Origin of the sequence: Micromonospora sp. NPDC051141, assembly GCF_044455765.1 — a bacterium.
Lineage (GTDB): Bacteria > Actinomycetota > Actinomycetes > Mycobacteriales > Micromonosporaceae > Micromonospora.
Genome location: NZ_JBITFD010000011.1, coordinates 30,802 through 52,019, shown reverse-complemented (window position 1 = coordinate 52,019; position 21,218 = coordinate 30,802). Strand labels below are relative to the sequence as shown.

21 protein-coding genes and 1 other RNA gene are annotated in these 21,218 nt (G+C 72.6%); 17 read left to right on the top strand and 5 right to left on the bottom strand.

The genetic code is table 11. The features are described from left to right. Positions 1 to 59 precede the first annotated feature (59 nt). The 5 genes from ACIA6B_RS20990 to ACIA6B_RS20970 are packed head-to-tail and all read left to right on the top strand — an operon-like array spanning position 60 to position 6,324. Positions 60 to 2,138 carry a DUF1800 domain-containing protein gene (locus tag ACIA6B_RS20990; RefSeq protein ID WP_396775561.1) on the top strand — a complete coding sequence of 693 codons (2,079 nt, stop codon included), beginning with the start codon at positions 60 to 62 and terminating at the stop codon, positions 2,136 to 2,138. Between the two features lie 14 nt (positions 2,139 to 2,152). Next, positions 2,153 to 3,526: a DUF1501 domain-containing protein gene (locus tag ACIA6B_RS20985; RefSeq protein WP_396775890.1), complete on the top strand. Its 1,374-nt coding sequence runs from the start codon at positions 2,153 to 2,155 to the stop codon at positions 3,524 to 3,526. Next, positions 3,523 to 4,938, top strand: a complete 1,416-nt coding sequence (locus tag ACIA6B_RS20980) for a ferric reductase-like transmembrane domain-containing protein (RefSeq protein WP_396775559.1) — start codon at positions 3,523 to 3,525, stop codon at positions 4,936 to 4,938. The genes ACIA6B_RS20985 and ACIA6B_RS20980 overlap by 4 nt, the downstream gene beginning before the upstream one ends. Positions 4,939 to 4,951: 13 nt before the next feature. Then, the gene (locus tag ACIA6B_RS20975) at positions 4,952 to 5,548 is read left to right on the top strand and encodes an FMN-binding protein (protein WP_396775557.1); all 597 of its coding nucleotides are present in this window, start codon (positions 4,952 to 4,954) and stop codon (positions 5,546 to 5,548) included. 50 nt (positions 5,549 to 5,598) lie between these two features. Beyond that, positions 5,599 to 6,324 carry an FAD:protein FMN transferase gene (locus ACIA6B_RS20970; protein WP_396775888.1) on the top strand — a complete coding sequence of 242 codons (726 nt, stop codon included), beginning with the start codon at positions 5,599 to 5,601 and terminating at the stop codon, positions 6,322 to 6,324. Between the two features lie 450 nt (positions 6,325 to 6,774). Here the strand turns inward: ACIA6B_RS20970 and ACIA6B_RS20965 are convergent, their stop codons facing one another. Next, complete coding sequence (locus tag ACIA6B_RS20965; protein WP_107155866.1) at positions 6,775 to 7,446, bottom strand: bifunctional DNA primase/polymerase; 672 nt, start codon at positions 7,444 to 7,446, stop codon at positions 6,775 to 6,777. Positions 7,447 to 7,662: 216 nt separating this feature from the next. Between ACIA6B_RS20965 and ACIA6B_RS20960 the strand changes: the two genes are divergently transcribed. From ACIA6B_RS20960 to mctP, 7 genes are all read left to right on the top strand, one after another. Then, the gene (locus ACIA6B_RS20960; protein ID WP_396775555.1) at positions 7,663 to 8,892 is read left to right on the top strand and encodes a helix-turn-helix domain-containing protein; all 1,230 of its coding nucleotides are present in this window, start codon (positions 7,663 to 7,665) and stop codon (positions 8,890 to 8,892) included. A 16-nt stretch (positions 8,893 to 8,908) separates the two neighbouring features. Next, positions 8,909 to 9,484: a flavoprotein gene (locus ACIA6B_RS20955; protein ID WP_396775553.1), complete on the top strand. Its 576-nt coding sequence runs from the start codon at positions 8,909 to 8,911 to the stop codon at positions 9,482 to 9,484. A gap of 138 nt (positions 9,485 to 9,622) precedes the next feature. Beyond that, a complete protein-coding gene (locus ACIA6B_RS20950) occupies positions 9,623 to 10,453 on the top strand; it encodes a Nif3-like dinuclear metal center hexameric protein (protein WP_396775886.1) in 831 nt (276 codons plus the stop codon). Beyond that, positions 10,450 to 11,187 (top strand): zinc ribbon domain-containing protein, encoded by a 738-nt coding sequence (locus tag ACIA6B_RS20945; protein WP_396775551.1) that lies wholly within the window; start codon positions 10,450 to 10,452, stop codon positions 11,185 to 11,187. The genes ACIA6B_RS20950 and ACIA6B_RS20945 overlap by 4 nt, the downstream gene beginning before the upstream one ends. Before the next feature lie 5 nt (positions 11,188 to 11,192). Continuing rightward, positions 11,193 to 12,404, top strand: coding sequence for a bifunctional RNase H/acid phosphatase (locus ACIA6B_RS20940; protein WP_396775549.1), 1,212 nt, complete (start codon positions 11,193 to 11,195; stop codon positions 12,402 to 12,404). Between the two features lie 133 nt (positions 12,405 to 12,537). Next, positions 12,538 to 12,783: a DUF3311 domain-containing protein gene (locus tag ACIA6B_RS20935; protein WP_396775547.1), complete on the top strand. Its 246-nt coding sequence runs from the start codon at positions 12,538 to 12,540 to the stop codon at positions 12,781 to 12,783. Then, on the top strand, positions 12,783 to 14,432 hold the full coding sequence (gene mctP, locus ACIA6B_RS20930; RefSeq protein WP_396775545.1) for a monocarboxylate uptake permease MctP: 1,650 nt from the start codon (positions 12,783 to 12,785) through the stop codon (positions 14,430 to 14,432). Before ACIA6B_RS20935 ends, mctP begins: the two co-directional genes overlap by 1 nt. A gap of 59 nt (positions 14,433 to 14,491) precedes the next feature. Here mctP and ACIA6B_RS20925 read toward each other — a convergent pair whose 3' ends face one another. Beyond that, positions 14,492 to 14,959, bottom strand: a complete 468-nt coding sequence (locus ACIA6B_RS20925; RefSeq protein ID WP_281936906.1) for a MarR family winged helix-turn-helix transcriptional regulator — start codon at positions 14,957 to 14,959, stop codon at positions 14,492 to 14,494. A gap of 56 nt (positions 14,960 to 15,015) precedes the next feature. On the opposite strand from ACIA6B_RS20925, the gene ACIA6B_RS20920 reads away from it, so the two are divergent. Continuing rightward, positions 15,016 to 16,239, top strand: coding sequence for an MFS transporter (locus ACIA6B_RS20920; RefSeq protein WP_396775543.1), 1,224 nt, complete (start codon positions 15,016 to 15,018; stop codon positions 16,237 to 16,239). Between the two features lie 7 nt (positions 16,240 to 16,246). On the opposite strand, the gene ACIA6B_RS20915 is transcribed toward ACIA6B_RS20920, so the two are convergent. After that, a complete protein-coding gene (locus ACIA6B_RS20915; protein WP_396775541.1) occupies positions 16,247 to 17,008 on the bottom strand; it encodes a sulfite exporter TauE/SafE family protein in 762 nt (253 codons plus the stop codon). Positions 17,009 to 17,120: 112 nt separating this feature from the next. Here ACIA6B_RS20915 and ACIA6B_RS20910 point away from each other — a divergent pair, with 112 nt between their 5' ends. Both ACIA6B_RS20910 and rnpB read left to right on the top strand, forming a co-directional pair. Next, positions 17,121 to 18,095 carry a serine hydrolase domain-containing protein gene (locus ACIA6B_RS20910; RefSeq protein WP_396775539.1) on the top strand — a complete coding sequence of 325 codons (975 nt, stop codon included), beginning with the start codon at positions 17,121 to 17,123 and terminating at the stop codon, positions 18,093 to 18,095. A gap of 67 nt (positions 18,096 to 18,162) precedes the next feature. Beyond that, positions 18,163 to 18,571: RNase P RNA component class A (gene rnpB, locus ACIA6B_RS20905), an RNA gene on the top strand. Positions 18,572 to 18,595: 24 nt separating this feature from the next. Here the strand turns inward: rnpB and ACIA6B_RS20900 are convergent. Then, positions 18,596 to 18,817: a winged helix-turn-helix domain-containing protein gene (locus ACIA6B_RS20900; protein WP_396775537.1), complete on the bottom strand. Its 222-nt coding sequence runs from the start codon at positions 18,815 to 18,817 to the stop codon at positions 18,596 to 18,598. A 482-nt stretch (positions 18,818 to 19,299) separates the two neighbouring features. Between ACIA6B_RS20900 and ACIA6B_RS20895 the strand changes: the two genes are divergently transcribed. Then, positions 19,300 to 19,557: a hypothetical protein gene (locus tag ACIA6B_RS20895; RefSeq protein WP_396775535.1), complete on the top strand. Its 258-nt coding sequence runs from the start codon at positions 19,300 to 19,302 to the stop codon at positions 19,555 to 19,557. 23 nt (positions 19,558 to 19,580) lie between these two features. On the opposite strand, the gene ACIA6B_RS20890 is transcribed toward ACIA6B_RS20895, so the two are convergent. Continuing rightward, entirely contained in the window at positions 19,581 to 19,934 is a 354-nt protein-coding gene (locus ACIA6B_RS20890; protein ID WP_396775885.1) for a hypothetical protein, read from the bottom strand. A gap of 230 nt (positions 19,935 to 20,164) precedes the next feature. Here ACIA6B_RS20890 and ACIA6B_RS20885 point away from each other — a divergent pair, with 230 nt between their 5' ends. Next, the gene (locus tag ACIA6B_RS20885; RefSeq protein WP_396775534.1) at positions 20,165 to 21,121 is read left to right on the top strand and encodes a threonine/serine dehydratase; all 957 of its coding nucleotides are present in this window, start codon (positions 20,165 to 20,167) and stop codon (positions 21,119 to 21,121) included. The last annotated feature ends 97 nt before the right edge of the window (positions 21,122 to 21,218 follow it).

Genomic DNA, 21,218 nt, shown 5'->3' with positions numbered 1-21,218 from the left:
CTCCCACCCAACCCCCGGGTGGCAGGCGTGCCGGCGCTCGAAGAAAACGGGATAGCTACATGGCCGACCTGAACGTGCCACCGCGTCGACCTCGGGACGACCGCGGCTGGGACGGATACCAGCACCCCCATCCGGACGGGTACCGCGACCTGGGCGCCACCGCCCCGTACGCCGGCGGTCACCCCGCCCCGGCGCCGCAGCCCGCCCCGGGCCCCCAGTGGGTCGGACCGAACGGCTTCGCCCCGGCCGGCCACGCGCCCGGCGCGGGTCACCCCCAGCCGCACCCCGGCTACGCCCAGCCCGCCGGTGGGTACCCGCCGCCGGCCGGCCCGGGACTGCCCAACCTGGACGACGACTCCGACGACGCCCCGAGTCGGGGCCGGCGTCGTGCCCTCGCCACGCTCGGCGGCGCGGCGGTGGTCGCCGGCGGCGCGGCCTTCGCGCTCTCCCCGCAGTTGCGCGGCATCTTCTCCGACAGCCCGGCTGCCGGTGACGCCACCGGCACGGTGACCACGGACGGCACCCAGGCGCGGCCCAGCGGCCAGCAGCCCAGCACGGTGCGGACCTACACCGAGCAGAACGAGAGCTACATGGGCTCCCGGGCGGGCGCGGCGCTCAAGCGCAACGCCCCGACCGGCGGCCGGATCTTCGGCAGCCCGGCCGCCGCCGCTGCGGCGACCCAGGTGACCGTGAAGACGGTGCTCGCCAAGGACCCGATCCGCCACCTGCTGAGCCGGACCACGTTCGGCCCGACGCCGACGATGATGGCCGAGGTCAAGAAGCTCGGCATCGACAACTGGCTGCGCCGGCAGTTGGAGCCGGAGAAGATCGCCCCGACCAAGGGTGAGCTGAAGCTGGCCGAGCTGCCCTCATTGAAGCTCAGCCCGACCCAGCTCCGCGAGCAGCGCGACCAGCTCAACGAGCGCGGCGTCGACCCGGCCCGGGAGACGGTGGACGCCACCATCGCCCGGCAGATCTGGTCCGACCGCCAGCTCTTCGAGGTGATGGTCGACTTCTGGAACGACTTCCTGCACGTGGCCGCCGACTTCGACGGCGGCGAGACGTACCGCAACTCGTTCGACAAGGACGTCATCCGCAAGTACGCGCTGGGCAGCTACCCGGACATGCTGGTCGCCGCGAACAAGCACCCCGCGCTGCTGCTCTACCTGAACCAGGTCGACTCGCGCAAGGACGCGATCAACGAGAACCTGGCCCGGGAGAACCTGGAGCTGTACTCGGTCGGCGTCGACGGCGGCTACACCGAGAAGGACGTGCGGCAGGCCGCCATGCTCCAGACCGGCCGGGGCGTCGCGGACGGCAAGTACATGTTCTTCGGCGACCGGCACTACGTCGGCAAGGTGAAGATCCTCGGGTTCAGCCACGCCAACAACTCGAACGACCCGAAGGTCGCCGACAAGGTGATCGACTCGTACATCAGGTACATCGCGCTGCACCCGTCGACCGCGAAGTACGTGGCCCAGAACCTGGCCACCCGGTTCGTCTCCGACACGCCGCCGAAGTCGATCGTGGACCGGCTGGCGAAGGCGTACACCACCAACAAGGGCAACATCCGGCCGGTGCTGGCGACGCTCTTCAGCTCGTCGGAGTTCTGGGCCGCGGTCGGCCAGAAGGTCCGCCGCCCGATGGAGTACCTGGTCGCCACGTACCGGTCGCTGGGCGTGGGCCCGGACGCGACCGCCGGGTTCGAGGGCGACCAGCGGCGTACGCCGTTCGCCCAGGGCCTGCGGCAGATCCAGGACAAGATGCGCGAGCTGGGCCAGTACCCGATGGGCAAGCCCACCCCGGACGGCTACGCCGACGTCTACCTGGCCTGGACCTCGGCCGGCACCATGGTCGACGGCTGGAACGAGGCCGGCGACCTGCTCGGCGGCTATCGCAAGCAGTTCACCTACGTGAAGCCGGAGAAGCTGGTGGCGAAGCCGCCGACGACCGCCGGGGCGTACGTGGACGCGTTGGCGCAGAAGCTCGTGCACCAGAAGCTGAGCGCCAAGGAGAAGAAGCTCGTGCTCGCCGTGGCCGGGGTGTCCGAGGGCGCCAAGGTCGACGCCACCTTCAACGGGGCCATCGCCGCGGTCGCGCGGACGATCCTCGCGTCCCCCCAGCACCACCTCCGGTGAGGCATTCGATGGAGATGACCGTGAACCCGTACCCCCTGCACCCCGAATGCCCCGACGTGCGGCGACTGGCCGACAACCCGACCGAGGCGCTGCTGCGCGCCGAGGCGGACATCGTCGCGGCCGAGAACGCGGCCGAGGCCGACCGGTACCGCCGGTTGGAGGAGGTCGAGGAGGCCCAGCAGGACGGCCGGGGCGTCACCCGGCGTACCTTCGTGGCCGGCGCGGCGGCCACCGCGACCGCGCTGGCGACCGCGCAGTTCGTGACCACCTCGGCGTCGTTCGCGGCGACCAAGACCGGCACGCTGATCCACGTCTTCCTCTACGGCGGGCTGGACGGCCTGAGCCTGGTCGCTCCGGCGAACGACCCGGTGCTCGGCAAGTCCCGTCCCGACCTGCTGCTCGGCAACGACTCGCTGGCCCTGGCCCGCGGCTTCAAGCTGACCAGCGCGTTCGCCCCGCTGGAGAAGTGGCTCAAGGCCGGCCAGCTCGGCTTCGTGCCGGCCGTGTCGGACCCGCGGCTGTCCCGCAGCCACTTCCAGGCCGCCGACGCCTGCAACCTGGGCGGCCTGCCCGGCGAGACCGGCGGCCGGGGCTGGCTGGACAGCCTGGTCGACACGCTCGGCAAGGGCACCGCGTTCCGCAGCGTCGGGATCGGCAGCACGCTGCCCCGCTCGCTTGTCGGCGTGAACGGCGCGATCTCCCTCAACAACGTCGGTGAGCTGCGGCTCAACGGCGACGACAAGTACCGCGCGGCCACCGAGAAGGCGATCCGCGGCCTGTTCACCGGCATCAACCACCCGGTGGAGGAGGCGGTCATCGAGGGCATGGGCGCGCTGTCCACCGCCCAGAAGCTCGCCGCCAAGCCGTACGCCGCCGCGGCCGGCGTCAAGTACGAGGGCGTCGGGAACGCGTTCCAGCAGCTCGCCCAGCTCATCAAGGGCGGGGCGAACGTGCGGGTGGCGACCGTCGGCATGGGCGGCTACGACACCCACGAGAACCAGGGCACCAGCGAGGGCGGCCAGCTCTGGCGGCGGCTCAACGAGCTGGCCAACGCCATGGCCGCGTTCTTCACCGACCTGGGCGACAAGGCCGCGGACGTGACGGTCATGGTGTCCAGCGAGTTCGGCCGGCGGGTCGCCTCGAACAGCGGCGGCACCGACCACGGGCACGGCGGCGTGGTCACCGTGCTGTCCGGGCGCAAGCTCGCCGGCTCGCTGCTGGGCATCTGGAACGGCCTGGACAAGTTGGACAGCGGCGACGTGCCGGAGTACAACAACATGTTCAACGTCTACGGGTCGGTGGCGCAGGGCCGCTTCGGCCTGACCGCCGCCCAGGTGGACAAGGTCTTCCCCCGGCAGAAGTTCACCCCGATCAAGATGTACGCGTGACGTATCAGCACACCGACGCCGCCGGCCGTCGTACCGGGCACTCCGCCCCGTACGGCGGCCGTCCGGCTGCTCCCGTGCCGCCGGGCCGGCCGCGTCGCGGGCCCGGCGGCCGGCGGGCGCTGGCGGCGGCGTTCTGGCTCGGTCTGGTCCTCGCGGTCCTGCCGTGGTGGCTGGCCACCCCGGCCGGCTCGCTGGCCGACACCGCCGACCTGCTCACCGCCGGTGGCCGGATCACCGGCCTGATCGCCGGTTACCTGCTGCTGGTGCAGGTGCTGGCGATGAGCCGGCTCGGCGTGCTGGAACGGGCGCTGGGCGGCGAGCGGATCTCCCGCCTGCACCGGGACCTCGGCGCGACGCTGCTGGTGGCGATGCTCACGCACACCGCGCTGCTGCTGGTGGGCTACGCCCGGCAGGAGCGCAACTCCGTGTTCGGCGAGGTCGGCGCGCTGCTCACCGACTACGAGGACATGCTCTCCGCGTTCGTGGCCGCCGGGATCATGGTGGTGGTCGGGTTCACCGCGGTCCGTGGCATCCGCCGCCGGCTGCCCTACGAACTCTGGTACGCGCTGCACCTGACCAGCTATCTCACCCTGCTGCTCGGCTACGCGCACCAGTTCAGCAACGGCGCCCAGCTCTACGAGCCGGGGCCGGTGCGCACCGGCTGGATCGCCGCGTACCTGCTGGTGGTGGCCGCGTTGCTGTGGGGCCGGCTCATCGCGCCGCTGGTGTTCAACCTGCGGCACAAGCTGCGGGTGGCCGACGTGGTGGCGGAGAGCCCGGACACCGTCTCGGTCTATCTGACCGGGCAGCGGCTCAACCAGATCGACATGCTCGGCGGCCAGTACTTCCGTTGGCGGTTCCTCAACCCCGGCGGCTGGTGGCAGTCGCACCCGTTCTCGGTCTCGGCGGCGGCGAACGGCCGCTGGCTGCGGCTCACCGTGAAGGTGGTCGGCGGGCACACCGCCGACCTGCGCGACCTCACTCCGGGCACCCGGGTGTGGGCGGAGGGCCCGTCCGGCACGTTCACCGCCGCGCACCGCACCCGGGAGCGGGCGCTGCTCATCGCCGGCGGCAGTGGCATCGCGCCGCTGCGGGCCATGCTGGAGGAGCTGCCGCCCGGCGCGGCGCTGATCTACCGCGCCCGTACCCCGGCCGACGTGCTGCTGCACCGGGAGCTGGACTGGCTGGCCCAGGCCCGGCAGACCTCGGTCTGGTACGTCATCGGCCGCCGCGACGACCCCGGCCCGCGCCAGGTGATGAACCCCGAGGGGCTGCGCCGGCTGGTGCCGGACCTGACCCGCCGCGACGTCTACCTGTGCGGGCCGGGCGGCCTGGTCGACGAGACCGTGCGGGCGTTGCGGGCGGCCGGCGTGCCCCGCCGCCAGATCCACCTCACCGCGTTCGAGCTGTAGGAAGGCACCCACCATGCGTCGCGCGCTGATCGCGATCACCGGACTGGCCGCCGGCACCACCGCGCTCGTGGTCCTCAAGGGCGGTCCCGGCGCCGGGCAGGCCACCGCCGGGGACGTGCCGGTTGCGTCGGCTCCGGTCGCTCCGGGCGGCTCGCCCGCGCCCGACGCCCCGCCACCCACCGCGGCCGGCGTGACGCCGTCGGCGCCGCCCAGCGCCTCGGCGAAGCCGAGCGCGAAGCCCTCCGCCGACCGGACCCCGGCGACCCGGACCAGCACCCGCACCCGGACCGCCCCGGCCGCGCCGGAGACGACCACGAAGGCGCCGAAGCCGACCACGCGGACGGTCACTGGGCCGACCGTCACCTACCGGTACGGGTCGCTGCGGGTGCAGATCACGCTGAGCGGCAGCCGCATCGTCGACGCGACCGGGCTGGACATGCCGGTCGGCGGCCAGGAGGGGCAGCGCGCCGACGACGTGCAGGCCCGCTACAGCGGCAGCTCCGGCGAGGTGGTGGCGAAGCAGAGCGCCAACCTGAACACCGTCTCCGGCGCCACGTACACCAGCACCGCGTACAAGCAGTCGTTGCAGTCCGCCCTCGACAAGGCGTGACGCGGTTGGCCGCCGCCGACCGGCCCGGCCTGCGTCGGGTCGAGCAGATCATGGGTACGGCGATCAGCCTCGACCTGGCCGACGACCTGCCCGCCGCCACGTCGCACGAGTTGGCCGAGCGCACCTTCGACTGGCTGCGCGAGGTGGACGCCCGGTTCAGCACGTACCGGGACGACAGCGAGGTGTGCCGGCTGGACCGGGGCGAGCTGCGGGCGGTCGACGCCTCCGAGGACCTGCGGGCGGTGCTGGCGCGCTGCGCCGACCTGTGGACGGCCACGGACGGCTTCTTCGACGCGTACGCCACCGGGCGGCTGGACCCGTCCGGCTACGTGAAGGGGTGGGCGACGCAGGTCGCCTCGGACCGGCTGGTGGCGGCCGGCGCCCCGAACCACTGCGTGAACGCGGGCGGCGACGTCCGGGTCCGGGGGCACGGCCCGACCGGCGAGCCGTGGCGGATCGGGGTGCGGCATCCGTGGGACCCGGCGGCCACCTGCCTGGTGCTGACCGGCACCGACCTGGCGGTCGCCACCAGCGGTGTCTACGAGCGCGGCCACCACGTGGTCGACCCGCGCCGGGGCACGCCGGCGGGGGGCCTGCGCTCGGTCACCGTGGTCGGCCCGGACCTGGGCGTGGCGGACGCGTACGCGACGGCAGCGGTGGCCATGGGCGAGCCCGGCATCGCCTGGCTGGACCGCCTTCCCGCGCCCTGGCGGCACGCCGTGGTGACGGACGACGCCCGTCTCCTCCGCTCCCACGCCCTCCCCGCAACCTCCTGACCTCCCTGACCCCCCTGACCCCCTGGCCCTCCGGATGCGCTGTTTCACGGAAAGAGTGCCTGTGCGCGGCCGGATAGGCACTCTTTCCGTGAAACAGCGCGAGGGGGGACAGCGCGAGGGGGGACAGCGCGAGGGGGGACAGCTCGAAGGGGGACAGCGCGAGGGGGACAGCGGGGGGGGTGGGTCAGCGGAGGGGGCGGTGGAGGATGGCGGGGCGGGAGCCTGGGGGGCGGGCACCCGGGGGGCGGGCGCCGCGGGGGCGGGTGAAGGCCCACAGGTGCGGGCGGCGGCGGTGGTGCGGTGGTGGTTCGGTGCCGCCGGTGTGGCGGGCCGCGTCGTCCCTGGACATCCTCAACCCCCGCTCTGGCGCGGATGCGCCCTCGCCCGGCTCAACGAGCCCGGTGGCGGGGAGGTCGCTCTCGGCGACAGTCGGGCAGTCGACCCGTCGGATCAGCGACCCCGGCGGGGCAGCGGGAGGTGACCGGGGAACAGCTCCGGGGTGAGCGTGACGCCGGCTGCCCGCAACGCCGCGATCAGCGCGTTCTGCACCAGATAGGAGTCGGGGAGCTGCCAGCGGGCCTGTTCCGGGGCGACCGCCCAGCGCACCGCGCCCTCGGGCAGTCGGGTGGGCGGGGCCGGGATCCACGAGCCGGGGCCGTGCCGCACCACGTGGAAGCAGTGTTCCAGCTCCGGTCGCAGCGGGTCGCCGGGGCGGACCAGGAACATCCAGCGGCCGGTCGGGGTGACCAGCACCGGCCCGCGTACGCCGAAGCCGGCCGGGTGGGCGGCGACCGTCTCCAGCACCTGCCGGCCCAGGTGGGCGGCGACCTCCAGCACGTCGAACGCGCGCCCGGTGGGCAGCAGCACCCCGTGCGGGCGGCTGCGCCACCAGGTCGCCACCCGGGCCGGGTCGGCGCTGGCCGCGTGGTCCCACTCCTCCAGCGCGGGGTGGCAACCCACCGTGGGGCAGCCGGCCCGGCCGCAGACGAAGCGACTGTTGGCGAGGCAGGCGCCGGGTGTGACCGGCCAGCCGTGCAGCGCGTACCGGATCGCGACCCGTCGCAGCCGCACCCGCTCCAGCGGCGACAGGTGAGCGACGCGCGGTCGGACGTTCCCCCACATGTGTGCCATCCCCTCTCGCCCCACCGAATCGTCCACCGCCACGCGTCGAGAACCGTCACTGCCGTAACCCGGGATCGTTGACCTGACGAATGGCCGGTGCAACTTGCACGAAAACTATGAGAACTGGCTCAACGGCTGACGTACAACCTGTGCGACCAGGGCAAATCTGGTGAACGTGCGGTGACCGGCCGGCGCCGACAGGGGGAGGGAGTGGGGATGGACGAACTACCCATAGGCCGGCGGGTGGCGTACTGGCGGAGCCGTCGCAAGATGTCCCAGCAGGTCTTCGCCGACCGGCTCGGCAAGTCCAAGAGCTGGGTGGACAAGGTGGAGCGCGGGGTCCGCCGGTTGGACAAGTTCTCCGTGCTCTACGAGATCGCCGACATCCTCCAGATCGACGTGCAACTGCTGCACGGCAAGGACCCGGAGCGCCGCAGCGACGCGCTCAACTGCATCGACCAGGTCGAGGTGGAGGAGATCCGCTCCGCCCTGGAGCGCTACGACTCGATGAGCGCCTACTTCGACGCGGCGCCGTACCCGCCACCGCTCGCCGACATGCGCAAGGCGGTCAACCACGCCTGGCTCACCTACCAGTACGGCCGCTACGGCATGCTCACCCGGGCGCTGCCCAAGCTGCTGCGCGACGCCCAGGCGGCGGACGCCGTCTACGGCGGCGACGACCAGGGCCGGGAGGCCGCCCACCTGCTCGGGCAGGTCTACCAGATCGCCTCCTCGGTGCTGCGCAAGCTGGGCGAGTGCAACCTGGCCTGGCTGGCCGCCGACCGGTCGATGGCGGTCGCCCAGCGGGCCGACGACCCGCTGCTCGCCGGCATCGCCACCACCCGGGTCTGCAACGCGCTCGTCGCGATGGGCCGCCCCCGCCCCGCGCTCGAACTCAACGTGCGGATCGCCGACCGGCTCGCCCCCGGCAGCGACACCGAGGCCCGGCCGGAGCGTCTCTCGGTCTACGGCTCGCTGCTGCTCCAGGGCGCCATGGCCGCCGCCCGGATCGGCGACTCGGCGACCGTGGACGATCTGATCAGCGGCGCCGCCGAGGCGGCCGTCCTGCTCGGCGGCGACCACAACCACTACTGGACGTCGTTCGGCCCGACCAACCTGGAGCTGCACCGCGCCGCCGCGGCGGTCGAGCTGGGGGACGGCGGCCGGGCGGTGGAGACCCACCAGCGGCTGCCCCCGGCGGCGTTCAACGCGCTCCTGCCGGAGCGGCGCGCGCACCACCTGCTCGACCTGGCCCGGGGGTACGCCCAGATCGGCGACGTCGCCAACGCCGGCGACATGCTGTTGCAGGGCGACCGGCTCGCGCCCTCCGAGATCAGGTGCCGTCCCATCGCCCACGAACTGATGTCGGACGTGCTCCGTCGCACACGTGGTGCGCCGCCGCCGCCGATTGCGGAGTTGGCTGAGCACATGGGAGTCGGAGTATGAGCGCGGGCCGGGCCCGATGAGCGGTCCGCGCACCAGCGACGGGCACCGCGGGGTGCTCTACGTCATCGCCTGTGGTTCGCCGCTGGCCCGTCACGTCGGCCGGCTGGTCGACCTGGCCCGGTCCGACGGCTGGACGGTCTGCCTGGTCACCACGCCGGACGGCGCGAAGTTCGTCGACCGGGCGGCGTTGGCCCGGCAGACCGGCCACCCGGTCCGTACGCACTACAAGCACCCGGGTGACCCGGACGTGCTGCCCCCGGCGGACGCCATGCTGGTCTGCCCGGCGACGGTCAACACGGTCAACAAGTGGGCGGCCGGCATCACCGACACGCTCGCGCTGGGCCTGCTGATCGAGGCGCAGGGGCTCGGCGTGCCGATCGCGGCGGTCCCGTTCACCAACGTGGCGATGGCCGGGCACCCGGCGTTCCGGGCCAGCCTGAACCGGCTCGCCGAGTGGGGCGTCCGGGTGGTCTTCGGCGACCACGTCGTACGCCTGCACCCGCCCGGGACCGGCGAGCAGCACCTGGACGCGTTCCCCTGGGAGGCGGGCCTGGCCGCCCTGCGGGACGCGGCCCGGCCGTTGGCCGCCTGAGGTGTAAGCACGGGCCCCTTGTTAACGCATTCGGTGGTGCAGGGGGCCCCGCCTAACGGCGTGGGCGTGGAAACCGCCGGGCGGCCGGTAAGCTGGCCGGCCGTGAGCACAACCGGATCGCCGCCCACGGTCGCCGACGTGGTGGCCGCCCTGGACCGCCGTTACCCGCCCGCCTGGGCGGAGGAGTGGGACCGGGTCGGCCTGGTGGTGGGCGAGCCCGACCAGCCGGTCCGCCGGGTCGCCTGCGTGGTCGACGTGGTTCCGGAGACGGTGGACGAGGCGCTCGCCGCCGGCGCCGACATGATCGTCGCGCACCATCCGCTGCTGCTGCGCGGCGTCTCCTCGGTGGCCGCCACCACGTTCAAGGGCCGGATCGTGCACCGGCTGATCAAGGCCGACGTCGCCCTGTACGTGGCGCACACCAACGCCGACGTGGCCGACCCCGGCGTGTCCGACGCGCTCGCCGCCCGGTTCGGGCTGACCGGGCTGCGTCCGCTGCACCGGCCCCGCCCCGGCTCACCGGCCGACGCGCCCGGCCGGGGCATCGGCCGCATCGGCGAGCTGCCCACGCCGGTCACGCTGGCCGAGCTGACCCGGCTCGCCGCCGACGTGCTCCCGGTCACCGCCTGGGGCGTTCGCGCCGCCGGGGATCCCGGGCGTATGGTTCGTACCCTCGCCGTCAGCGGCGGCTCGGGGGATGCCTTCCTGGCCGAGGCGGCGGCGGCCGGGGTGGACGCGTTCCTCACCGCGGACCTGCGCCACCATCCGGCCGGCGAGCACCTCGCCGCCGGGGGCCCGGCCCTGCTGGACGCCGCCCACTGGGCGACCGAACGGCCCTGGCTGGACGACCTGGCCGCCCACCTGGCCGACGACCTCGGCGTCGAGACCGTGGTGTCCGACCTGGACACCGACCCCTGGACCCTGCACGCCGCCGCGCCCCGACCGGACGACAAGGAGCCCCGACCGTGAAGGCTGACCCGAAGGTGCAGCGTCGCCTGCTCGACCTCCAGGCGATCGACACCACGCTCGCCCAGTTGGCGCACCGCCGCCGGAGCCTGCCGGAGCGGGCCGAGCTGGAGGCGCTCGCACGCGAGCTGTCGGCGTTGGAGGACGAGCGGGTCCGCGCCCAGGTGGCCGTCGACGACCTGGACCGGGACATCGCCCGGTTGGAGAAGGACGTCGACCAGGTGCGGGCGCGCAAGAGCAAGGACGAGGCCCGGCTGGCCTCGGGCAGCGGCCCGGCCCGGGAGCTGGAGGCGCTCCAGCACGAGCTGGTCTCGCTGAACCGTCGGCAGAGCGACCTGGAGGACGCCGAGCTGGAGCTGATGGAGCAGCGGGAGACCGCGCAGGGCGTGCTCGACGGCATCGAGAGCCGCATCGCCGAGGCCCGGGAGCGGCGGGCCGCGACCGAGCAGCGCCGCGACGACGCGCTCGCCGAGATCGCGAAGGAGGAGGAGTTCAAGCGCGCCTCCCGCCAGCCGCTCGCCGGTGACCTGCCGGCGGACCTGGTCACGCTCTACGACAAGATCCGCGAGGACACCGGGATGGGCGCCGCGCTGCTCACCGGTGGCCGCTGCGGCGGCTGCCGGCTGGAGCTCTCCGGCGCCGACCTGGCCCGCATCCGCAAGTCGGACCCGGACGACGTGGTCCGCTGCGAGGAGTGCCGCCGGATCATGGTCCGGACCAACGAGTCGGGGCTGTAGCCGCCGTGGCGGTACGCGCGGTCGTGATCGAGGCCGACGGCGGCTCCCGGGGCAACCCGGGCCCGGCCGGCTACGGCGCGGTGGTCCGGGACCCGGAGACCGGTGAGGTGCTGGCCGAACGCTCGGCCGGGATCGGCACGGCGACGAACAACGTGGCGGAGTACCGGGGCCTGATCGCCGGGCTGGAGGCCGCCGCCGAGCTGGGCGCGGCCGAGGTCGAGGCGCGGATGGACTCCAAGCTGGTGGTCGAGCAGATGTGTGGCCGCTGGCAGATCAAGCACCCCGGGCTGCGCCCGCTGGCCGCCCAGGCCGCCGGGCTGGTCGGCCGGTTCACCGCCGTCCGGTTCACCTGGATCCCCCGGGAACGCAACAAGCACGCCGACGCGCTGGCCAACGCCGCCATGGACGCCGCCGCCGGCCGCGCCCCGACGGCGGCGCCGCCGCGGGCCGTGCAGCCGCCGCGCGAGGTCGCCGGCCCCGACTCGGCGGCCCGGGCCGCCGCCCGCGAGGTCGCCGCCCGCGCCGCCACCGCGAAGGCCACCGGCACCGACCCGGCGACCACGCCGGCCTCCTGGGAACCGCGCCCGACCGAGGAGGGCACCCGGTTGATCCTGGTGCGGCACGGGGAGACCGACCGCACCGTGCAGAAGCAGTACTCCGGTCGCGGCGACGTGCCGCTGACCGCACGGGGCCGGGCCCAGGCCCGGGCCACCGCCGCCCGGGTGGCCGCGCTGGCGCCGTCCGTCGCGGCCGTGGTCAGCTCACCGCTGTCCCGGTGTACGGCCACCGCCAGGGCGGTCGCCGCGCTGGTCGGCAACCCGCCGGTACGCACCGACGACGACCTGGTCGAGTGCGACTTCGGGGTCTGGGAGGGGCGTACGTTCGCCGAGGTGCGGGACGGCTGGGCGGGCGAGTTGGACGCCTGGCTCGCCTCCACCCGGGTCGCGCCGCCGGAGGGGGAGTCGTTCGCCGAGGTCGCCGAGCGCACCGGCCGGGCGGTGGACCGGCTGCGGTCGGCGTACCCGGGGGAGACCGTGGTGGTGGTCTCGCACGTCTCGCCGATCAAGCTGGTGCTGCGCGACGCGCTGGCCGCCGGCGACGCGTTCCTGCACCGGCTCTACCTGGACACCGCAGGCGTCTCGGTGCTCGACCTCTACCCGGACGGCGGCGTCGCGGTCCGCTCGGTCAACGACACCGCCCACCTCGGCGACCTCTGACCGGGAGTCGGCCGTTCGGCGCAGCCGGGCGGCCGTTCGGCGCATCGACCTCCGCCTGTCGAATGTGACCGGGCTCACCGGGTCGTAGCCTCCGGCCGTCACCTGGCCCGCTACGACTTCCCGGAGGTTGTCAATGGCCACACCGGAACCGGAGGCGCTGGACACGGCGCGTTCCCGGGCGAAGGACAAGAGCCCCTGGAACTGGCTGCTCTTCATCCCGATCGTGGTGCCGCTGATCCCGGCCTTCTTCAACGCCGACTCGCCCCGGCTGTTCGGGTTCCCGCGCTTCTACTGGCTGCAACTGGCCTGGATCCTGCTGGGCGTCGGCACCACCACGCTGGTCTACCAGATGACCAGGAAGAAGCGGGGTGACCACTGATGTGGCGTGACCACCTCACCGAGATCATCGTCTTCTCCGTGCTGTTCCTGCTGGTCAGCGCCATGGGTTTCGTGGCCGCCCGGTGGCGCCGGCCGCAGGACATGGCCCACCTCGACGAGTGGGGGCTGGGCGGGCGCAGCTTCGGCGGCTGGATCACCTGGTTCCTGGTCGGCGGTGACCTCTACACCGCGTACACGTTCGTGGCGGTGCCGGCGCTGATCTTCGGGGCCGGCGCGGCCGGCTTCTTCGCGGTGCCGTACACGATCGTCATCTACCCGATGGTGTTCCTGGTGCTGTGCCGGCTCTGGTCGGTCTCGCACCGGCACGGCTTCGTCACCCCGGCGGACTTCGTCCGCAACCGTTTCGGCTCGCCGATCCTGGCGCTGCTGGTCGCCATCACCGGCATCGTCGCCACCATGCCGTACATCGCGTTGCAACTCGTCGGCATCGAGGCGGTGCTCAAGACCATGGGTGTCACCGGGGACAGCGCGGTGGCCCGACACCTGCCGATCATCATCGCATTCGCGATCCTGGCCGCCTACACCTACCAGTCCGGGCTGCGCGCGCCGGCGCTCATCGCGTTCGTGAAGGACTCGCTGATCTACATTGTGATTCTGGTGGCGGTGGTCTACCTGCCGTACAAGCTGGGCGGCTGGGGCAGCATCTTCGACGCCGCCGACGCGAAGTTCCAGGCGACGGCCAACAACCCGAACGACGGCATCCTGCTCAACGCCAACAACCAGCTCCAGTACGTGACGCTGGCGTTCGGCTCGGCGCTGGCGCTGTTCCTCTACCCGCACAGCATCACCGGCGTGCTGGCCAGCCGGAACCGGGACGTGATCAAGCGGAACATGTCCGCGCTGCCGGCGTACAGCCTGCTGCTCGGGTTGATCGCGCTGCTCGGCTACATGGCCATCGCGGCGAACGTGAAGCCGCTGCCCGGCGCGAAGGCCGGCAGCGTCGACGGCAACACGGTGGTGCCGCTGCTGTTCGACCAGCAGTTCCCGGACTGGTTCGCCGGCGTCGCGTACGCGGCCATCGGCATCGGCGCGCTGGTGCCGGCGGCGATCATGTCGATCGCGGCGGCGAACCTGTTCACCCGCAACATCTACAAGGAGTACCTGAAGCGGGACGCGACGCCGGCGCAGGAGGCGAACGTCTCGAAGATCACCTCGCTGGTGGTGAAGGTTGGCGCGGTGGCCTGCATCGTCTTCCTCGACCCGCAGTTCTCCATCGACCTCCAGCTCATTGGCGGCGTGATCATCCTCCAGACGCTGCCGGCGGTGGCGCTGGGCCTCTACACCCGCTGGTTCCACCGGGGCGCGCTGATCGCCGGCTGGGTGGCCGGCATGGGCCTGGGCATGTGGATGCTCTACCAGATCGGCAACCCGGCGACCGGGAAGAAGCACTTCGCCGGCTCGGCGTTCCCGCTCTCCGAGTTCGGCTTCGACACCAAGAAGACGATCTACGTGGGGATCGTGGCGGTGCTGGTGAACCTGGTGGTGGCCGCGCTGGGCACGCTGGTGCTGCGGGCCGCGAAGGTGGCCGACGGCCCGGACGGCACCACGCCTGACGACTACTTCGCCGACGAGGGCACGCCGCGGGTCTCCGCCGAACGCGCCGACTCCGCGCCCGAACCGGTCGCGTAGAAGGAGGGGCCCCCGGTTAGCGCATTCTGCATAACAGGGGGCCCCGCTTAACAAGGGCCTCAGCGGCGACGGTTGCGTGCGTCGAGCGCCTCGTTGAGGCGGTGCAGCAGCTCCGCGAGCGTGTCCCGGTCGTCGTCGGACCAGGCCGACAGCATCTCGCCGTAGAGCCGGGTCCGCGCGGCCCGCACGGCCGCCATCCGCTGGAGCCCGGCCGGCGTCGCGGTGATCACCGTGCCGCGACCGTCGGCCGGGTCGGGGGTACGCGCGATCAGGCCGTCGCGCTGGAGCGCGGAGACCTGCCGGGTGACCGTGGAGCCGTCCAGGTTCAGCCGGGCGGCGAGCGCCGAGACGTTCTGCGGGCCGGCGTCGTCGAGGTGCCGCAGGATCACGTACGCCGCGCGGTCGAGCAGCCGGTGCTCCATGGTGCCGGTGCCGCGCCGGGTGGCCTCGCCCAGCCGCATCAGCAGGGCGACCTCGGTCTCGATGCGGCCGAGTGTGACTTCCTTCGCGTGGTCGTCGTCGCTCATAGCTGTATGATACAAGGAAATTACCTGTACGATACAGCTATCTGGGAGGTTGCGGAGTGGATCGGCGATCCGAACCCCACCGCAGTGCCATCTACGCCACCACGCTCGTGGCGTTCCTCGCCATCGCCGGCATCGCGGTGGTCGACCCCATCCTGCCCGCCATCGGCGAGGCCATCGGCGTCACCGCCTGGCAGGTCGAACTGCTCTTCACCGCGTACATCGCGGTGATGGCCGTCGGCATGATCCCGGCCACGCTGGCCAGCGGGCGCTTCGGCTTCAAACCGGTGCTCATCACCGGCGTCTCGGTGGTCGGCCTGGCCGCCATCCTCGCCTCGTTCAGCAACGACATCGTCCAGCTCTCCGTGCTGCGCGGCGTCTGGGGGCTGGGCAACGCGATGTTCTTCGCCACCGCCATGGTGGTGCTGGTCAACCTCGCCAACGACCGGGAATGGGTGGTCGGCCTCTTCGAGACCGCGCTCGGCCTCGGCTTCGCCGTCGGCCCGCTCATCGGCGGTCTGCTCGGCGAGGTGAGCTGGCGGCTGCCGTTCTTCGTCTGCGGCGTCTTCATGGTCCTCGCGCTCGGCGTCGCCGCCCGCAAGCTCCGCGAACCCACGACCAAACAGCCTCCGGTACGCGTCGGCCAGATCTTCGCCACCTACCGCCGGCCGGCGTTCATCACGCTCTGCGTGGTCACCGCCGCGTACAACTTCGTGTTCTTCGTGGTGCTCGGCTACACGCCGCTGTTCCTGCGCCTCGACGTCATCCCGCTGGGCCTCGCGTTCACCGGCTGGGGCCTCGGCCTGGCCGCCGGCATCCTGCTGATCGGCCACCGGCTCGCCCACCGCATCGGCGCGGTGCAGACCGTCGGCGTGGCCATCCTCGGCCTGCTGGTCTGCATGGTGCTGTTCGCCACCTCCACCGGCACCGCCATGTCGCTCGTCGTGCTTGTCGTCGCCGGCCTGTTCATGGGCCTGGCCAACGCCAACCTCACCGACCTGGCGCTCGGCCTCGGCTCCGCCGACCGGCGCGTCGGCACCGGCGCGTTCAACCTGGTCCGCTGGGGCGCCGCCGCGCCCGCGCCGATCATCTCCGGCAAGCTCGCCGAACACGGCCTGGCGCTGCCGTTCTGGGTCGGCTTCGGGGTGCTCGCCGTCGGCGTGCTGGTCTACCTCGCGTTCGGTCACCTGATGGCCGCCGGCTACGGCGAACGGGTGATCTGGAACCGGGCCGCCCGCGCCGCCGAACACGCCCCGGAGGAACCGGTCGGGGAGGCGTACTGACCGATCGTCAGGTCAGCGCGCGCCACAGCAGGTAGAGGCCGATCGTGGTGCCGAACAGCACGATGACCGTCTTCAACACCACCGCCGGGAGCCGGCGGGCCAGCCGGGCGCCCGCGTACCCCCCGACGACGGTGGCCGGCGCGACCACCGCGACGGCCACCCACTGCACCGGGCCGAACAACGCGAAGACCACCAGCGTGGTCAGCCCCACCACGGCCGAGAGCAGGTTCTTCACCGCCGTCACCCGGGCCAGCGTGGCGTCCAGCACCAGGGCCAGCCCGGCCACCAGCATCACCCCGAGCGCCGCACCGAAATAGCCGCCGTACACCGTGCCGACCAGGACCATGGTCTGCACGGTGACGGTACGGCGGCGCGGGCTCAACCGCGACGGATGGCCCACCAGCCGGCGCAGCGGATCCTGGAACGCGAGAATCGCGGTCGCGCCGAGCACCAGGAACGGCACCACCACCTCGAACGCACGCGCCGGTGTGGCCAGCAGCAGCACGCAGCCCAACGCCGTGCCGACCGCCGCGGTGGGCAGCAACGACCACAACGCCCGACCGCGCGGCAGATCCGCCCGGCTGCCCGCCACGCTCGCCGCGTACCCCGGAAAGACCGCCACCGAGTTCGACACGTTGGCCGCCACCGGCGGCAGCCCGGTCGCGATCAGCGCCGGGAACGTGATCAGCGAGCCGCCGCCGGCGACCGCGTTCACCGTGCCCGCGGCCAGACCGGCGACCAGCAGCAGCGCGACGTCGGAGAGGTCCATGATCCCCGAGGCTAGTACGCCCCGGTCCGGCTGTCCGGGTACGAGTCGGGGGGACCACTGTGCGGCCCGGATTCCGGTATAACCAGGCGTGACGGGGCCGGGGGAGGCATCGATGCGGGACAGACTGGACCACGCGCTGCGCGCCCGCCAACTCGACGGCCTGCACGCCGTGGTGGCGATACGCGGCGACGACATCGCGTTGGCACACTACGGCGTCGGCGAGGACTTCACCTGGGAGCGTTCGCTGGGTGTCGTGGAGTTCGGGCCCGGGACGCTGCACGACCTCCGTTCGGTCACCAAGAGCGTGACCGCACTGCTGTACGGCATCGCGCTGGGCGACGGGCTGGTCCCGGCGCCGGCCGAGCCGCTGCTGCCGCACCTCCCGGGCTGTCCCGACCTGGCGACCGATCCCGCGCGTGCCCGGCTCACCGTCGCGCACGCGCTGACCATGTCGCTCGGGCTGGAATGGCGCGAGGACCTTCCGTACGACAGCCCGGCCAACGCCGAGATCGCGATGGAGCTGGCCCCGGACCGGTATCGCTACATCCTGGAGCGGCGTGTGGTCGAGCCGCCCGGCACCCGATGGGCCTACTGCGGCGGCGCCACCGCCCTGCTCGGCCGGCTGATCGCCGACGGCACCGGGCAGACACTTCCGGAGTACGCGCGGGCGACGCTCTTCGGTCCGCTGGGCATCAGCCGCCACGAGTGGCTGGCCGGCCCGGACGGGGTGGCCTCCGCCGCGTCCGGGCTGCGGCTCGCACCTCGCGACCTGGCCCGGCTGGGCGAGCTGGTGCTGCGCGAGGGAGTGTGGCACGGTCGCCCCCTCGTCCCGGCCGACTGGCTCCGCACGATGCTCCAGCCGCGCCTTGAGACCGAATGGGGCGCGCGGTACGGCTACCACTGGTACCTCGACTCCGTCGCGGGCCACGAGCTGGTGGCGGCGATGGGCAACGGCGGTCAGCGCCTCTACGTCCTGCCCGACCTGGATCTCAGCGTGGCCGTCACCGCCGGCAACTACGACGACCCCGAGCAGTGGCGGACCCCGCTCGCACTGCTGGAACAGGTCATCCTCGCCGAGGGCGGGTGACGCCCCGGGAGGCGTCGGGGCGGAAATGGGCGCGGCGGGCGCGTCGTTAGGATGGGGGCGCGACGGACGAGTCGACCGGGCGGTCGCGTCGGCGGGCCTTGGCCCGCCGCCGAGGAACGTCCGGACTCCACAGGGCAGGGTGGTTGCTAACGGCAACCCGGGGTGACCCGCGGGACAGTGCCACAGAAAACAGACCGCCGGCCCGTCACGGGACGGTAAGGGTGAAACGGTGGGGTAAGAGCCCACCAGCACCCCGGGTGACCGGGGTGGCTCGGTAAACCCCACCCGGAGCAAGGCCAAGAAAGGGCCGTCACCGCAAGATGACGACCCGCGCAGACGCTTGAGGGCTGCCCGCCCGATGTCTGCGGGTAGGCCGCTGGAGCCTGCCGGCGACGGCAGGCCTAGATGGATGGCCGCCGCCGGCGCGCCTACGGGCGTGCCGGGCACAGAATCCGGCGTACAGGTCGACTCGTCCGTCGCCCACCATCGCGCCGGTGAACCTACTTGGCCGGGGGATTGACGTAGACGCCTCGGCCCGGCTGGCCGTACACGAGGTTCCGCGCCTTGAGCTGGATCATGACGAAGCGGATCACCGTCTCGCTGACCTCGTAGATGTCGCACAGTTGGCGGGTGCTGGGCAGTCGGTCGCCGGGCTTCAACACGCCGGACTCGATCTGCCGTGTGATGTCGTCGGCGATCTGTTGATACAGCGGCTCAGCCATCCGATGCCTCCCCACGCAAGGGAACACGTAAGGCACCACGGCGGACGACACGGGGTATCGTCAGTACACCCGGTATACCTAGTAACGTAGGTTGTGAGGTGCCATGGTCCTCTACGACGAATACCTGCTGTCTACCGCTCTAACCCTCGCCGGGCGGCATCGACCGATCTGGTCCTGGGGCAGGTGGCGGCGGATCTGCCGCTGCGGCGCGGAGCTGCCGTGCCGGGCTGAACACCGGGTCCCGATCAATCGTGGGCACTGGCCGGAGGAGGGTCGGTGACCACTCACGGGCCGGTTCTGCCGACCTGGATCTGTGAAGCCTGCGGCAGACCCTGGCCCTGTGCCACCCGCCGACGCGAGTTGCAGACCGAGTACTGCCGATCCCCGGCGTCGCTGAGGCTGTACATGGCCTCGTGCTACCTGAGCGCGAGTCAGGATCTGGCCCCAGCTGCCCCCAGCAGCCTCCGCCACAGGTTCTTCGGGTGGCTGGGGTGAGGGCAGGAGATCTGATCACGGTGACTCGGGCGGCCAGCCCGCAGTTCGTCAGCCCGATCCTGTTCCGAGTGATCCGTCAACTCGACTGGACGACCTACGACGGCTGGGTGTGGCTTGACGGATACCAGCTCAGTGCCACGGGCGACGCGGTGGCGCGACGATCCATCTTCGTGCGGCCTGCCGGACTGGTCGTGCAACGAAGGGTCGCCCCGGCAGTCATGACGGTCGGGCAGCAGAGACGCTGACCTCCGTTTCTCTGCCTCGACGGCTACCGGAACTCGTGCACGACCTCGATCGGACCCACGATGTGCGCGTTGAACTCGGCAAGCTCCTCGGCGGGCACCCACAGCTCCAGGATGGTCTGCCCGCCGGCCTGGCGCACCGGGTAACGCTTCAGGAACTCCGACTCCACGTGGAAACGGGTCACGTAGCCGACGCCGGAGGCGGGCACGTTCCAGTCCCGGGCGATCCTGACCGCGTAGTCCTCGTTCAGGACCGGATAGAAGATCGGCTGGTCCGGCAGGCGCGGCGGCCACGCCCGCCAGCCGGACTCGCGGACGAGATCCAGCTCCGCCGGCCCGGTCGGGCGCCACAGCACCGTCGTACCGCCGCCGCTGCTCATGTCCACCTCGCCGCCCGGGTTGATGATGAGTCCGGACAGTACCGGCCGGGCCTTCTCCCGGACCACCACATTCGGCAGGCGCAGCCCGGGTCATTGGCGCGGCCCATGGGCGACCGACCGGCCTCGGATCGCGTCGGGCGGGTCACCCGGCGCGGAACCCGGGATGCCGCGTCGACCCAGGCAGCGATCCCTCGACCGTTGTGGTTCGCGGGTTGTGGCACGCTGCGGTGATGATCGAGCTTGCGGACATCGAGGCCGCCGCGGACCGGATCGCCGGTCACGTGGTCCACACGCCCACCGTGCCCAGCCCCGGCCTGTCCGAGCTGCTCGGCGTGCCGGTCACCGCCAAGTTGGAGCTGCTGCAACGTACCGGGTCGTTCAAGGCCCGGGGCGCGGCGGCGAAGCTGCTCGCGCTGGACGACGCCGAGCGGGCGGCCGGCGTGGTGGCGGTCAGTGGCGGCAACCACGGCATCGCGGTGGCGGTGATGGCCGGGGCGCTGGGCGTGGCGGCGACCGTGGTGATGCCACGGACCGCGCCGGCGCGGGCCGTCGAGGTCTCCCGCGCGGCCGGCGCGGACGTCCGCCTGACCGACGACATGGCCGCCGCGTTCGCGCTCATGTCCCGGTTGCGGGAGGACGGTCGCACGCTGCTGCACCCGTTCGACGACCCAGTGGTGCTCGCCGGGCAGGGCACCGTCGGGCTGGAGTTCGCCGACGACGCCGGCGAGCTGACCGACGTGCTGGTCAGCGTCGGCGGCGGGGCGCTGATCTCCGGGGTGGCCGCGGCGCTGCGGGCCCGCCGGCCGGGGGTACGCGTCTGGGGCGTGGAGACCGAGGGCGCGCAGGCCATGTCGCAGGCCCTCGCCAAGGGCGGACCGGTCGAGGTGCCGCTGTCGTCGATCGTCACCACGCTCAGCGCGCCGACCGTCTCGCAGCTCACCTACGACCACGTGACGGCGCTGGTCACCGACGTGCTCGTGGTCTCCGACGCGGAGGCGGTGCGCGGCACGGTGGAGTTGGCCGAGCACGCCAAGGTCTGGGCCGAGCCGGCCGCCGGATGCCTGCTGCCGGCGGCCCGCCTGGTCCGCGAGCGGGTGGGTGGGGACGCCCGGCTGGGGCTGGTGCTCTGCGGCGGCAACGCCACCGTCGCCGACGTGGTCTCGTGGTCCGGGCGGTTCGCCGGCTGAGCGGCTCCTCGCCGTGGCGTCGCCAGGATCACGGTGATCGGACGGTTCACCATCGAGACGTTCGTGCTCGCGCCCGGCGGCGACCACGACCGGGAAC